General features: G+C 67.2%; 11 protein-coding genes. 9 read left to right on the forward strand and 2 right to left on the reverse strand.

The window, feature by feature from the left end; genetic code table 11:
- The first annotated feature begins 480 nt into the window (after positions 1–480).
- Positions 481–3324, forward strand: coding sequence for an autotransporter domain-containing protein (locus ACQR1I_RS24500; protein ID WP_434868055.1), 2844 nt, complete (start codon positions 481–483; stop codon positions 3322–3324).
- Between the two features lie 232 nt (positions 3325–3556).
- Here the strand turns inward: ACQR1I_RS24500 and ACQR1I_RS24505 are convergent, their stop codons facing one another.
- Positions 3557–4828, reverse strand: a complete 1272-nt coding sequence (locus ACQR1I_RS24505) for a DUF892 family protein (protein WP_434868054.1) — start codon at positions 4826–4828, stop codon at positions 3557–3559.
- A 386-nt stretch (positions 4829–5214) separates the two neighbouring features.
- Between ACQR1I_RS24505 and ACQR1I_RS24510 the strand changes: the two genes are divergently transcribed.
- The 5 genes from ACQR1I_RS24510 (at position 5215) to solA (ending at position 8858) form a co-directional block, all read left to right on the forward strand.
- Positions 5215–5751, forward strand: coding sequence for a hypothetical protein (locus tag ACQR1I_RS24510; protein ID WP_434868053.1), 537 nt, complete (start codon positions 5215–5217; stop codon positions 5749–5751).
- The gene (locus ACQR1I_RS24515; RefSeq protein ID WP_434868052.1) at positions 5738–6103 is read left to right on the forward strand and encodes a hypothetical protein; all 366 of its coding nucleotides are present in this window, start codon (positions 5738–5740) and stop codon (positions 6101–6103) included. The genes ACQR1I_RS24510 and ACQR1I_RS24515 overlap by 14 nt, the downstream gene beginning before the upstream one ends.
- Before the next feature lie 60 nt (positions 6104–6163).
- Positions 6164–6613 carry a hypothetical protein gene (locus tag ACQR1I_RS24520; protein WP_434868051.1) on the forward strand — a complete coding sequence of 150 codons (450 nt, stop codon included), beginning with the start codon at positions 6164–6166 and terminating at the stop codon, positions 6611–6613.
- 265 nt (positions 6614–6878) lie between these two features.
- On the forward strand, positions 6879–7643 hold the full coding sequence (locus ACQR1I_RS24525) for an enoyl-CoA hydratase-related protein (RefSeq protein WP_434868050.1): 765 nt from the start codon (positions 6879–6881) through the stop codon (positions 7641–7643).
- Positions 7644–7664: 21 nt separating this feature from the next.
- A complete protein-coding gene (gene solA / locus ACQR1I_RS24530) occupies positions 7665–8858 on the forward strand; it encodes an N-methyl-L-tryptophan oxidase (protein ID WP_434868049.1) in 1194 nt (397 codons plus the stop codon).
- Here solA and bla read toward each other — a convergent pair whose 3' ends face one another.
- Positions 8859–9743: a subclass B3 metallo-beta-lactamase gene (gene bla, locus ACQR1I_RS24535; protein WP_434868048.1), complete on the reverse strand. Its 885-nt coding sequence runs from the start codon at positions 9741–9743 to the stop codon at positions 8859–8861.
- A 104-nt stretch (positions 9744–9847) separates the two neighbouring features.
- On the opposite strand from bla, the gene ACQR1I_RS24540 reads away from it, so the two are divergent.
- The 3 genes from ACQR1I_RS24540 to ACQR1I_RS24550 all read left to right on the forward strand — a co-directional run bounded on the left by ACQR1I_RS24540 (position 9848) and on the right by ACQR1I_RS24550 (position 12920).
- Entirely contained in the window at positions 9848–11524 is a 1677-nt protein-coding gene (locus ACQR1I_RS24540) for a bifunctional metallophosphatase/5'-nucleotidase (RefSeq protein WP_434868047.1), read from the forward strand.
- Between the two features lie 115 nt (positions 11525–11639).
- Positions 11640–12569 (forward strand): histone deacetylase family protein, encoded by a 930-nt coding sequence (locus tag ACQR1I_RS24545; protein WP_434868046.1) that lies wholly within the window; start codon positions 11640–11642, stop codon positions 12567–12569.
- Positions 12570–12668: 99 nt separating this feature from the next.
- A complete protein-coding gene (locus tag ACQR1I_RS24550; protein WP_009027911.1) occupies positions 12669–12920 on the forward strand; it encodes an exodeoxyribonuclease VII small subunit in 252 nt (83 codons plus the stop codon).
- Positions 12921–13319: the final 399 nt, after the last annotated feature.

Below are 13319 nucleotides of genomic sequence, written 5' to 3' on the forward strand. Positions count from 1 at the left end.
AGACTCAGAGGCCTGAACAGCCTTCACGAACAAGGCCGCGCGCGACTGGGCTCCGGGCAGCGACGGTGTCCTGCGGGCATCACGACGTGGAGACTGATTGCGCGCCGAATCCGGTCGCCTCCTTCTCCTGACACCGAGCCATCAGCCGTGTCGCGCACACCGGTAAAACTACGGATACAACGAGCAGGATGGTACCAAAACACTCTCTCGATACCGCTCGGAAGCAAGCCTCCATGCAGAGCATGTCGCCACTCGGCAACAATCGTAAATAAGGCGCAACGGAGGCACACAATTCGTCACACTCAGGAGTGAATTGCAGCAGCGGCGACGCTAGCTTCGGCCGGCTATTTCAGAGTCGGTTTTCGCATCAGCAGTCAGCACTGCTGATCGGTCTTCGAGGCATTGATGTCGTTGGAAATGATCGCCGCCCCTTCACGCACCAGATCCGTCACGCAGCATCGGGCGCGCCGCGCTTGGCGAATGGCTTTCCTCGCGAGCACCGCGCTCATCGCGATCAGCAGCAGCGCACGCGCGCTCGACGTCGCATCGCAAGCCGATTGGAATACCGCCGTTGCGGCGGTCGCCGCGGCCGGTGCGAGCTCGACCGTCAACATCAACTTCACCGCCGGCTTCACGCTGTCGAGCTCGCTGAGCGAGCTGGTGGCCAATGCCGCCAACGTCACCGTCAATATCACCGGCAACAACAACACGCTCAACGGTGCCTCGACCTATCAGGGCATCCAGGTCAGCGGCACCAATTCGCCGATCGTGACGATCTCGAACCTGACCATCAACGCGATGCGCGCGCGCGGCGGCAATGGCGGCAGCGGCGGTGACGGCGGCGGCGGCGGCGGTCTCGGCGCGGGCGGCGGACTGTTCGTGGCGGCCGGCGCCAACGTCACCATCGACGGCGTGACCTTCACCAACAACGCGGCGGTCGGCGGCAATGGCGGCGTGTCCGGTGCGAATTCCGGCGGCGCCGGCGGCGGCGCGCTGAACGGCGGCACCGGCGGCACCCCACCGAACGGCAGCGGCACCGGCGGCCCCGGCGGCGTCGGCGCATCGTCGACCTTGTTTCCGGGCGGGGGCGGCGTGGCCGGCACCGGCGGTGGCAACAACATCTCCAATGGCGGCACCGGCGGCGCCGGCGGGACCGGCGGCGGCGGCGGCGGTGCGGGCGCGGCGACCAACACGTACGATGGCGGCGATGGCGGCGCCGGCGGCTTCGGTGGTGGTGGTGGCGGCGGCGGCTTCGGCGGCGGCAGCGGTGGCGTCGCAGGCGTGGGAGGCGCGGCAGGCTATGGTGCCGGTGCCGGCGGCTTCGGCAACAACGGCCCGGGCTCCGGCGGCGCCGGCTATGGCGGCGCGGTGTTCGTGATGGACGGCGCGACCCTGACGGTCAAAACCTCGACGAGCTTCAGCGGCAACACCACGCAGGCCGGCACCGGCGGCTCGCCGACCGCGCCGAAGGGCCAGGACCTCTACATCAACGGCGCCACGCAAATCGTGACGTTCCAGATCGACTCCGGCACCACCACTTTCGGCGGCAGCACCCAGACCACGCAGGGCAACATCGCCGGCGAAGGCGGGGTCACCAAGACCGGCGTCGGCACGCTCGCGCTCGGCGGCACCAACAGCTACAGCGGCGCGACCAGCGTCAATTCCGGCACACTGCTGGTGAACGGCACGCTGGCGAACTCCGCGACCACCGTCAACACTGGCGCCACGCTCGGCGGCATCGGCACGATCAACAGCGTCTCGGTCGCCAACGGCGGCACGCTGGCGCCGGGCTCCGGCGTCGCCGGCACGACGCTCGCCGTGCAGGGCAGCCTCGCCTTTGCGAGTGGCGCGATGTACCTGGTGCAGGTCGACCCGACCTCGGCGTCGAAGACCACCGCGGCGGCCGCGACGCTCGGCGGCGCCAGCGTGACGGCGAACTTCGCGGCCGGCAGCTACGTCGCCAAGCAATACACCATCGTGCAGACCAGCGGCGGCGTCACCGGCACCTTCTCCGGACTGACCAGCACCAACCTGCCATCGGGCTTCAACACCAGCCTCTCCTATGACGCCAACAACGTCTACCTCAACCTCGCTCTGAACTTCGCGCAGCCGTCGGGCAGCTTCAACACCAACCAGGCCAACGTCGCCAACACCATCATCAACTACTTCAACAGCAATGGCAGCATTCCGCTGTCGTTCGGCGGGCTGACGCCGGCGGGCCTCAGCCAGATCTCCGGCGAGGCCGCGACGGGCTCGCAGCAGACGACCTTCAACGCGATGACGCAGTTCATGGGCGTGCTGACCGATCCGTTCGGCGCCGGCCGCGGCGAGGGCGTGCCGCCGAGCGGCACACCGGCTTTCGCCGACGAGGGCGACATGGCGAATGCCTATGCGGCGACGGGACGCGGCCGCAAGGGCGCCGAGCGCGAAGCCTATGCGATGCTGACCAAGGCGCGGCCGGCCGATCCATTCGCGCAGCGCTGGAGCGTGTGGGCCGCGGCCTTCGGCGGCTCGCAGACCACCGACGGCAATGCCGCGCTCGGATCGAACACCACCACCTCCAACCTCTACGGCACCGCGGTCGGCTTCGACTATCGGCTGTCGCCGAGCACGGTGGCCGGCTTCGCCATGGCCGGGGGCGGCACCAGCTTCAGCGTCGCCAACGCGCTGGGCTCGGGACGCTCCGATCTGTTCCAGGCGGGCGGCTTCGTCCGTCACTCCATCGGCCCGGCCTACATCACCGCGTCGCTTGCCTATGGCTGGCAGGACGTCACCACCAACCGCACCGTGACGGTGGCCGGCATCGATCAGCTGCGTGCACAGTTCAAGGCCACTTCGTGGTCAGGGCGTCTCGAAGGCGGCTACCGCGTGGTCTGGCCGGCGGCGCGCATCGGCCTGACGCCCTACGCAGCCGGACAGTTCACGACCTACGACCTGCCGGCCTATGCCGAGCAGGCGGTGGCCGGCGCCAACACCTTCGCGCTCGCTTATGGCGCGCGCAGCGTGACAACGCCGCGCAGCGAGCTCGGCCTGCGCACCGACAAGGCGTTCGCGATGCCCGACGGCGTGCTGACCTTGCGCGGGCGCTTCGCCTGGGCGCACGACTACACCACGGGCGGCACGCTGACGCCGACCTTCCAGACGCTGCCGGGTGCGAGCTTCGTCGTCAACGGCGCGCAGCAGGCCGCCGACCGCGCCCTTGTCACCGCCATGGCCGAGATGAAGTGGCTGAGCAACTGGTCGGCCGCGCTGACATTCGACGGCGAGTTCGCCAGCATCAGCCGCAGCTATGGCGGCAAGGGCCTGGTGCGGTATTCATGGTGAGTGACGCTCCAGGACGAGAGCGCGGCTTGGACTCGTGCTATCGCTTCTAGCAGCGGCTGCTCATCAGTTGTTCCATCATGCCCGGGCTTGTCCCGCCTGCGCGGCCGAAGCCGCTTCGGCGCGGCGAAGGCTCGGGCATCCACGTGTTGCTCAGGATGCCGGACGACGTGGATGGCCGGGACAAGCCCGGCCATGACGACGGATGGACAGGAGCACGTACGTCGCCCCCCAATCACGCCTGCTCGATCGCGGCCGGCATCTTGGCGACCGACATCAGCGAGCGGGCGACCTGGTTGAGCAGCTGGTCGGCGTTCTCTTCCTCGGCCAGCGATTTCGCCAGCAGTGCGACGACGGCGCTGTGGCGGAGCTGGGAGGCGAGGTTGCGGGCGGTGGTATAGGCCGAGATCTCGTAGTGCTCGACGCGTTGGGCTGCGCCGATCAAGGCGAGGTCGGCGGCGGCATCCTCCTTGTCCTCGCTCTCCTCGATGACCTCCTGGCCTTCCTCGACCAGGCCCATCATGCCCTTGCACGGCTTGGCGCGCGAATTCTCGCCGAGCAGCTCGAAGCACTCGTTGAGGCGCTCGATCTGCGCCTCGGTCTCGACCAGATGCTGCTCGAACAATTCGCGCAGCTGATCGAAGCGCGCAGCCTCGACCATCTTCGGCAGTGCCTTGGTGAGCTGCTTCTCGGCATGAATAATGTCGCGCAGTTGCTCGATGAGGAGATCGCCGAGGCCGGCTTCATCGGCCGGCGGCGAGCTCTCGGTGACGATCGCGTTAGCGGCGCCGCCGTTCTCGGTGGCCTGTATCGCCGGAGACTCGGTGAACACCCAGTCGCCGCCCTCGTTCCAGGGGCCACGGGTGTCGATCTCGCCGTGATCGCCGGCCCCGGTGGAGTCGTTGAAGAACTGATCGACCAGGCCCGGCGTCGGCGCGATGCGGCCGACGCTGAAGGCCGGCTTGTTCATGCTCTCCAGCGCCAGCGCGAACGCCTTCATGTGGGTGATCTCGCGCGTCATCAAAAACTGCAGCGCGTCCTTGGTGCCGGCATCGTCGGTGAAGTTGATCAGACGCTCATAGACGATCTTGGCGCGCGCTTCGGCGGCGATGTTGCTGCGCAGGTCGACGTCGAGCTCGCCGGTGATCTTGAGATAGTCCGCGGTCCAGGCGTTGCCCTGCGAGTTGAACAGATTGACGCCGCCACCGCCGCAGATCGCGATGAGCGGATCGGCCTCGGCCGCCTCGCGGTCGAATTTCGACGGCTTCAGGTGCATGCGGGCGAGCGTGCCGACGACTTCGAGATGGCTCAGTTCCTCGGTGCCGATGTCCATCAGCAGATCCTTGCGATCGGGATCCTCGCAGTTGAGGCCCTGGATCGAGTACTGCATGGCGGCGGCGAGCTCGCCATTGGCGCCGCCGAATTGTTCCAGCAGCATGTTGCCGAAGCGCGGATCGGGCTCGTCGACGCGCACGGTGAACATCAGTTTCTTGACGTGGTGATACATGGAGGCCTCGGACGTTGGGGGGAGCAGACCATGGTCGAACGGCCGCACTACACGGTTGTTCCTTACCGTCAGACCGCCGAATGGGCCTCTCGCTGCGCTTCCGTGACGCACCGGCATGATCGGTCGGCCTGCTCCCGCAGGCTCAGCGCACGCGCGACCCGTCCTTCACGGCACGCAAGCCAGCAGTGACCGTTCCGGTCCCCGCTGAAGTTCCGGATCGTTCCGATCCCGCCTCGTGGCCGCGCTATGCACCTTGACTCACACTTGCCGGTCGATCAGCGCCGGCCCATCGGCTCCGGCTACCGTCACACAACTGTTGGCAGCGACGGTGCTACCTCTTGCTAAGCTTTTCCCCGCTCGCCTAAGCTAAGTGGCTGGAGAGTAAGATGTTGATGCGGACCCCTGTCAGCGCGAAGCCCGGACTCGGCGCACGATTGCGCGGGGTCATCGAGCGGCTGCGCGACCTGAAATCGTCGCTCGCAACATCGGCCTCATCGCAGAAATCGGCCATGGAACTCGCGCTCGAAGATTCCGACGAAAGCAATTTCGACGTCGCGCTCGCAGCCATCGTCGATTCGATCGAGCGTCATCCGCGCGCATCGGAACCACGCTTCAAGGGGCTGCCGCCGCCGCGCAGCGCGCCGTCGGTCTACGCCTATGAGCGTCCGTCCTATCTCGACATGGAGCGCCAGGCCATTGAGCGACATGTCACTGAGCGTCAGGTCGCAGAGCGTCAGGTCAGCGCCTATCCGCAGGCGAACTACACGCCCGACGCCGCGAGCGATCGGACCGAGCAGGAGGACGAGTTGCAGCAGCTGCGCAAGGAGCTGATGCACGCCGTGTCGGCGCGGCTCGGCTCTCCCGACGCGCATCTGGCCGCGGTCAGACATCTGCTGAGGTCCGTCAAGAATGTGGGGCCGTAGCAACACCGGCAAGACGGTCGAGGAGATCACCGACTTTCTGCGGCTGGTCGATCACGTGCGCGCGCTGCAGGAAGGCCAGAAGGAGATCGCTGAGGCGATCATGGCCGTGAACCATCGTCTCACCGCGATCGAAAGCGACATGAAGACGCTGAAGGCCGAGACGCAGCGCGATGCGCTGCGCGAGGTGCAGCAGGCGGTCCACACGGTGCAGAGCGTCTTCCACGAAAAGCTCGGTCAGATGTCATCGCGCCTCGCCGTGCTCGAGCAGGCCATCCGCCGCGCCACGATGCGGCCGCAGAGTTCGGCCAGTCCGACCCCGCCGGCCCCGCCGCACTCCGACGGCTCGCGGTGATTCCGCACGCGGAACCGGACTCCGGCCGCGGCCGTTAGCTGCTCTCTCCCTCGCGAACGGATGACCACGCCGATGGGCGCGCCCGATCAAGTGTTACGCCGACCAGGCTCACCGCTGTCGGAGCCGCGCCGACGCGGATGGCGGCTGATCTGCTGCGGCGTCATCGCCGCCCTGCTCGCAATGCCGGCGCGGGCGCAGGACGCCGGCGTCAGCGGCATTCCGCCGGGACCGGCAAACGTCAACGGGCTCAACAATTCGATTGCCGACCCTTCGGGGATCGGCAATGCGGCGCGCATGCCACCACTGCCGCGTCCCGATCCGGTGCCGGTGACGCCGAGCTACCGGTCTGGACCGCCGGGTTCATTGGCCGCCCCGCAGCCGCGCTATGTCAGGCCCTATGTCTCGGAGCGGCTGTCGAAGCGCACGCGGCAGAAGCTGCAGCGTGCCCGCATCAAGGAGAACGACCGGCTGTTGCGGCGCGGCGCGGTGAGCATCTGCCGCGGCTGCTGAGCCGCGCGTTGCGACCGCGAGGCGCGCCGGACAGCGCGAGGCGCGCCGGACAGCGCGAGGCGCGCCGGACAGCGCGAGGCATTTGCCACCGGCCAGCCATGGTTTGGCAACCATGTGTCCGGACTCTGCGCCGGTGCGACCTCATGCACCGCATCGATGCCGGCTGTGTCCGCTTGGCGGGCACGGCGGATGATGTAGGCTGGCGCCGACCAGTTTGACCGGCTACGACGACGCCGGCCAGCACAGCGAGACCCCGGGGGACACCATGACCGACCATCTGATCGTCACCGACGAAGGCGAGACGCGGACGATCACGCTGCGGCGGCCGGAAAAGAAGAACGCGATCACGCAGGCGATGTATCTCGGCATGAGCGATGCGATCGACACCGCGCAGAACAATCCGCTGGTTCGCTGCATCATCATCACCGGCGGCTCCGGCGTGTTCACCGCCGGCAACGATCTGGAGGATTTCCTGCGGGCCGGCGATGCCGGCAGCGAGGCGGCGCGGACCTCGGCGGCGACGAAATTCCTGTATTCGCTGGCCCACAACGTCAAGCCGATCATCGCCGCCGTTGATGGCGTCGCCATCGGCATCGGCACCACGATGCTGTTTCATTGCGACTACGTGCTGGCGTCGACGACGGCCACGTTCTCGACCCCCTTCATCCATCTCGGCCTGGTGCCGGAGGGCGCCTCGAGCCTGCTGATGCCGCAGACGATGGGCTATCAGCGCGCGTTCGCGATGCTGGTGATGGGGCGCAGCATGACCGCGGCGGACGCGCACATCGCCGGCTTCGTCAACACGGTGGTCGCGCCGGGGCATACCGAGGTCGAGGCGCACAAGGTGGCGCGCGACATCTGCCGGCTGCCGGCCGAGGCGGTCGCGATCGGGCGCAAGCTGATCCGCACCGCTCCGGACGAACTGACCCGGCGCATCGACCAGGAGTCCTATCTGTTCGCCGAGCGCATGACCTCCGAGGAAGCGGTCGGCGCCTTCAAGGCGTTCCTGTCGCGCAAGAAGAAAAAGTGACGCCGGGCTGGTTGGACACGCATGCCGCAGTTTGATGTCATCGTGATCGGCTGCGGTGCGGTCGGCAGCGCCGCGCTGCTGCACCTGGCCAAAGCCGGCCGGCGCGTGCTCGGCATCGACCGCTTCGAGCCGCCGCACCGCTTCGGCTCGACCCATGGCGAGACCCGCATCACCCGCGCGGCGATCGGCGAAGGCGTCGACTACACGCCGCTGGCGCAGCGCTCGCACGCGATCTGGCGCGAGCTGGAGCGCGACACCGGCGCCCGCCTGTTCGAACAATGCGGCTGCCTGTTCATTCCGAGCCAAAACGGCGGCGAGGTGCACGGCGTCACCAGCGCGCAGTTCCTTGCCAACATCGAGACCGCTGCCCGGCTGCATGGCGTCGACGGCGAGACGCTGTCGCCGGAGCGGCTGCGCGCGGATTATCCGGGTTTTGCCACCGCGCCCGGCGACCGCGCCTTTCTCGACCGCGAGGGCGGCTATCTCCTGGTCGAGGACTGCGTGCGCACCGAGCTCGCGGTCGCCATGCGGCTTGGTGCAACGCTGCTCACCGGCCGGCGCGTGACATCGTTCCGCCGCGCGGGCGGCGCGCTCACCGTCACCATGGACGACGGCACGACCGCATCGGCCGCGACGCTGATCGTCACGACAGGGCCGTGGATCACCGAGCTGGTGGCGCCGCTGCGCCGTCGCGTCAACGTCACCCGGCAGGTGCTGTACTGGTTCGAGATCCTGTCCAACCCGCAGCGCTTCGGGCCTGATGCTCCGGTCTTCATCTGGGACGTCACCGGCCGCGACCGCGCCGCCTCCGACATCTACGGCTTCCCCTGGCTCGGCTCGCCGGGCAACGGCGTGAAGATCGCCAATGAGGTGCTGACCGGCGAGACCGATCCGGATCACGTCGCACGCGAGGTGACGGCGGGCGAGATCGCAGCGACCTATGAGACCTATGTCCGGCCGTTCGTGCCGGATCTCGGACCGCGGTGCCTACGCAGCGCGGTGTGCCTCTACACCAATGCGCCCGGCGGCCGCTTCGTCATCGACCGCGACCCCGGCGACGCGAACGTGATTTATGCCTCGGCCTGCTCAGGCCACGGCTTCAAGCATTCGCCGGCCGTGGGCGAGGCGCTCGCGGCGATGGCGCAAGGCGAGAGGCCGCGCGTCGACCTCTCCGGATTTACGCTGGACCGGCTGGCGGCAGCCGGCCCGTCATGACTACTTGGATTGCAGCGCAGCGGTCTGCTTGGCCAGGCCGTCGTTGAACTGCCCTTCGAGCTTGTCGAGATAGGCGTTGAACTCGCCCGGCTTGACGAACGGGTTGAGGGCGCCGTCCGCGATCTTCGCCCGCTTGCCGGCCATGTCGTACATCTCCGGGTGCGGCGCGAGCAGCACGTCGGGATGCACATTCTTGGCCCAGGCATAGGTCTTCTTGTAGTCGTCGACGATGCCCGGATAGGTCGGCCGTCCCACCAGCTGGTTGAGCGCGACGGTGGCGCTGCAGAAGAAGATGACGCTGCGCGTGGCGTCGCCGTCCTTCACGTCGGTGGTCCAGCTGGTGCAGCCTGGCGAATGGCCGGGCGTCTCATGCGCGGTCAGGGTCACGCCGCCGAGCGTTATCGTGTCGCCCTCGCGCACCGCGCGGTCGACCTTCACCGGCGGGAAGTTGAGGTGCTTCTCCTCCTCACGGCCGGGATAGAAGCCGCCTTCGAGCAGCGGCACGTCCTTGGCACCAGCCACCATCTGCGCGCCGGTTTCCTGCTTGATCTGGGCGAGCCCGCCGGTGTGGTCGATATGGGCGTGGGTGTTGATGACGTACTTGATGTCGGCGACCTTGAAGCCGAGCTTGCCGATGCTGCTCTCGATCTGCGCGGTGGATTCCGGCATCACGGTGTCGATCAGGATATGGCCCTGCGGCGTGGTGATGAGGTAGGAGGCGAGCCCGTTGGTGCCGACATAATAGATGTTGTCGATCACCTTGAACGGCTCGGTCGGCGTATTCCACGCCGCGATCAACTGCTTCATGAAGTCCGGCAGCGATTGCGCTGCAGCAGACCCGGCGGCGAGCGACAGCGCGGTGGCCGCCAGCAGCAATCTTTTCATCAAGACCTCCCGAGTTTCGGTATTGTTGTTATGAATCACGTTATGTCATTGCCGCTCCGGCGAGGCAATCGCGCCTCGCCGGTCGCATCAGATGTGACCTTGTCATGAGCCGTCTCGATCGCTTCGCCGCCGCCTGCCTGCTGACCTGTATCGCCGCCGCCAGTCTCCTCACCCCGTCGGCCTCGGCCGAGGACGAGCCGGTGTCCTTGCGCATCCTCGCCATCAACGACTTCCACGGCAATCTGAAGCCGCCATCCTCAGGCATCCGCATCGCCGATCCCGCGGATCCGACCAAGAGCAGCGTGGTGCCGGCCGGCGGCGCCGAGCACATGGCGAGCCTGGTCAAGCTGCTGTCCGACGGCCAGCCGAACACGATCTTCGTGGCGGCCGGCGACCTGATCGGCGCCAGCCCGTTGCTGTCGGCGATGTTCCACGACGAGCCGACGATCGAATCGATGTCGCAGATGGGACTGGCGCTGTCGGCGGTCGGCAATCACGAGTTCGACGAAGGCAAGGACGAGCTGCTGCGGATGCAGAATGGCGGCTGCCATCCGACCGATGGCTGCCGCGGACCGCAGCCATTCACCGGCGCGACATTCCACTATCTCGCGGCGTCGACGTTTCTCAAGGGCACCGACAAGACGGTGTTTCCGCCCTACGAAATCCGCACCTTCGAGGACATCCCGGTCGCCTTCATCGGGCTGACCCTGAAGGGCACCGCCGGCATCATCTCGCCGGCGAGCTCCGCCGGCCTCGACTTCCGCAACGAGGCCGAGAGCATCAACGCGCTGATCCCGGAGCTGAAGGCCAAGGGCGTGCAGGCCATCGTGGTGCTGATCCACGAGGGCGGCTGGCCCTCCGGCGGCATGAACGAATGCCCCGGCCTGTCCGGCCCGATCGTCGACATCGTCAAGGATCTCGACAGCGCCGTCGACATCGTCATCTCCGGCCATACCCATCAGGCCTATGTCTGCACCATCGACAAGCGGCTCGTCACGTCCGGCGACAAGTTCGGCACGCTGGTGACCGCGATCGACGTCAAGCTCGACCGCACCACGCGCGACGTGATCAGCGCGACCGCGACCAACATGGTGGTCGACACCGCGCTGCCGAAGGACGCCGCGCAGACCGCGCTGATCGCGTCCTACGAAACGCTCGCAGCTCCGATCGCCAGCCAGCCCGCAGGCGTGATCACGCAGCCGCTGTCGCGGCTGCCGAACGCGTCGGGCGAGAGCGCGCTCGGCGACGTGATCGCAGACGCCCAGCTCGCCGCCACCTCGAATGCGGCCAAGGGCGGCGCGGTCATCGCCATGACCAATCCCGGCGGCATCCGCACCGATCTCGCCCGCCGCGACGACGGCGCCGTCAGCTATGCCGACGTGTTCGCCAGCCAGCCGTTCCGCAACCAGCTGATGACGGTCACGTTGAGCGGCGCCGACATCAAGGCGGCGCTGGAGCAGCAATGGCTCGATCCGGCGCGGCCGCGCATCCTGCAAGTCTCTCGCGGCTTCACCTACGCCTTCGATGCGAAGCAGCCCGCCGGCGCGCGGATCGATGCCGCGAGCATGATGCTCGACGGCAAGCGCATCGATCCCGCCGCCGCCTATCGCGTCACCCTCAACAACTATCTCGCGCTCGGCGGCGACGGCTTCACCGCCTTCAAGAACGGCCGCGATGCTGTGATCGGTCCCTATGACGACGAGGCGCTGTTCGCCTATCTCAAGGCCAACAGCCCGCTGTCGCCGCCGCCGCGCGACCGCATCGTCAGCAAGGCGCAGTAAGGCCCGAAATGATCGCCGGCCGGAAACCCGGACATATCCCGTTCCGGGCCCTTTCCGCGGCTGCGTCCAGCGCCTAGATTGGGCGTTCCCGCAACGCGCGAGTGGCAGAGCCCTGATGTCGACGCTGTATCTTTCTCATGAAGCCTGCCTGGATCATGCCACGCCGTCCGGACATCCCGAGCGCGCCGACCGCCTGCGTGCCGTCGAGGAGGCCCTGGCCGAGGAGCGCTTCGCGTTCCTGGATCGCGACGAGGCGCCCGAGGCCGACATCGAGCTGGCCCTGCTCTGCCACCACGAGCACTACGTCACCGAGCTGCGCCAGATGGCTCCGACATCGGGCATCGTCTATCTCGACGGCGACACCTCGATGTCCCCCGGCACCTGGGAAGCCGTGATGCGCGGCGTCGGCGGCGCGGTCGCGGCAACCGAATCCGTGATGTCCGGCCGCCACCGCAATGCCTTCGTTGCCGTGCGCCCGCCGGGACATCATGCCGAGATCGCCAAGCCGATGGGCTTCTGCTTCTTCGACAACGTCGCGATCGCCGCCCGCTATGCCCAGCGCACCTTCGGGATCGAGCGCGCCGCGATCATCGATTTCGACGTGCATCACGGCAACGGCACCCAGGACATCTTCTGGGCCGACAAGAGCGTGATGTACTGCTCGACCCATCAGATGCCGCTGTTCCCCGGCACCGGGGCCCGCAGCGAGCGCGGCGAGCACGACACCATCGTCAATGCGCCGCTGCAATCCGAGGACGGCAGCCTCGAATTCCGCTCCGCTTTCGAGAATTTGATCCTGCCGCAGCTGACCAAGTTCAGCCCCGAGCTCGTGATCATCTCCGCCGGCTTCGATGCGCATTATCGCGATCCCCTGGCGTCGCTGAACCTGCGGGCCGAGGACTTCGGCTGGGTCACCCGCAAGCTGATGGAACTCGCCGACAAGACCGCCGGCGGGCGCGTCGTCTCCGTCTTGGAGGGCGGCTATGATCTTCAGGGACTTAAGGAATCCGTCTCGGCCCACGTCGCGGCGCTGACCGGGGCGTAATCCCCAGTTTCCCACCGCTGCACCCCTTGGGGGCCTGACAGGGCCACAACCGGGGTGTAAAAGCACGGCCCCGGAGTTGAGTATCTGCAGGGAACCCGCATGGCGGACAACACCGTAACCGACGTCAAGAAGCTGTCGTTCGAGCGCGCGATCGAGGAACTGGAATCGATCGTCAAACGGCTCGAGGACGGCAAGGTGCCGCTTGAGGAGTCGGTGACGATCTACGAGCGGGGCGAGGCGCTGAAGCGTCGCTGCGAGGAGCTGCTGCGCCAGGCCGAGGCGAGGGTCGAGAAGATCACGACCGACGCCAGCGGCCGCGCCACCGGGACCGCGCCGCTCGACGTGCAGTAGCCGATACCGCAGACGGATTTCCCCTCGCGGCCGGTCAGCAATTATTTTTGCTGTCGCCCGCGGGCATTGTCCGCACGCGCGCGATGCCGTTCGATCGCGCAGTCCAGCCGAAAATCGGTGCAAAGGGTTAAGTTCGGTTGCCAGCCAAGGCTGGTACAAGCGAACCGCAGATCCACGTCCTTTGTTTACCACGCAACACGATGTGGATCGGCCCGTTGGCGGAATGGAGCGCATCGCGACGTGTTTCGCGCGCTGGTACTGACGCAGATACTTGCAGTTGTGGACTCAACGAAAGACTGCACGCGTATGACGTCTTGATGATCATGCGGGGATTGATCCCCTTACGAGAACGCATGGCTCATCGCGCAATTGGCGCTCGCGATCCGCACCACTGCCAGT

The sequence above is a fragment of the Bradyrhizobium sp. HKCCYLS2038 genome (assembly GCF_051167655.1).
In the GTDB taxonomy this organism is placed as follows: Bacteria; Pseudomonadota; Alphaproteobacteria; order Rhizobiales; family Xanthobacteraceae; genus Bradyrhizobium.

Coding starts and splice junctions, on each gene's coding strand:
- ACQR1I_RS24500 (WP_434868055.1), top strand. CDS start 481: ATGGCTTTCCTCGCGAGCACCGCGCTCATCGCGATCAGCAGCAGCGCA.
- ACQR1I_RS24505 (WP_434868054.1), bottom strand. CDS start 4,828: ATGTATCACCACGTCAAGAAACTGATGTTCACCGTGCGCGTCGACGAG.
- ACQR1I_RS24510 (WP_434868053.1), top strand. CDS start 5,215: ATGTTGATGCGGACCCCTGTCAGCGCGAAGCCCGGACTCGGCGCACGA.
- ACQR1I_RS24515 (WP_434868052.1), top strand. CDS start 5,738: ATGTGGGGCCGTAGCAACACCGGCAAGACGGTCGAGGAGATCACCGAC.
- ACQR1I_RS24520 (WP_434868051.1), top strand. CDS start 6,164: ATGACCACGCCGATGGGCGCGCCCGATCAAGTGTTACGCCGACCAGGC.
- ACQR1I_RS24525 (WP_434868050.1), top strand. CDS start 6,879: ATGACCGACCATCTGATCGTCACCGACGAAGGCGAGACGCGGACGATC.
- solA (WP_434868049.1), top strand. CDS start 7,665: ATGCCGCAGTTTGATGTCATCGTGATCGGCTGCGGTGCGGTCGGCAGC.
- bla (WP_434868048.1), bottom strand. CDS start 9,743: ATGAAAAGATTGCTGCTGGCGGCCACCGCGCTGTCGCTCGCCGCCGGG.
- ACQR1I_RS24540 (WP_434868047.1), top strand. CDS start 9,848: ATGAGCCGTCTCGATCGCTTCGCCGCCGCCTGCCTGCTGACCTGTATC.
- ACQR1I_RS24545 (WP_434868046.1), top strand. CDS start 11,640: ATGTCGACGCTGTATCTTTCTCATGAAGCCTGCCTGGATCATGCCACG.
- ACQR1I_RS24550 (WP_009027911.1), top strand. CDS start 12,669: ATGGCGGACAACACCGTAACCGACGTCAAGAAGCTGTCGTTCGAGCGC.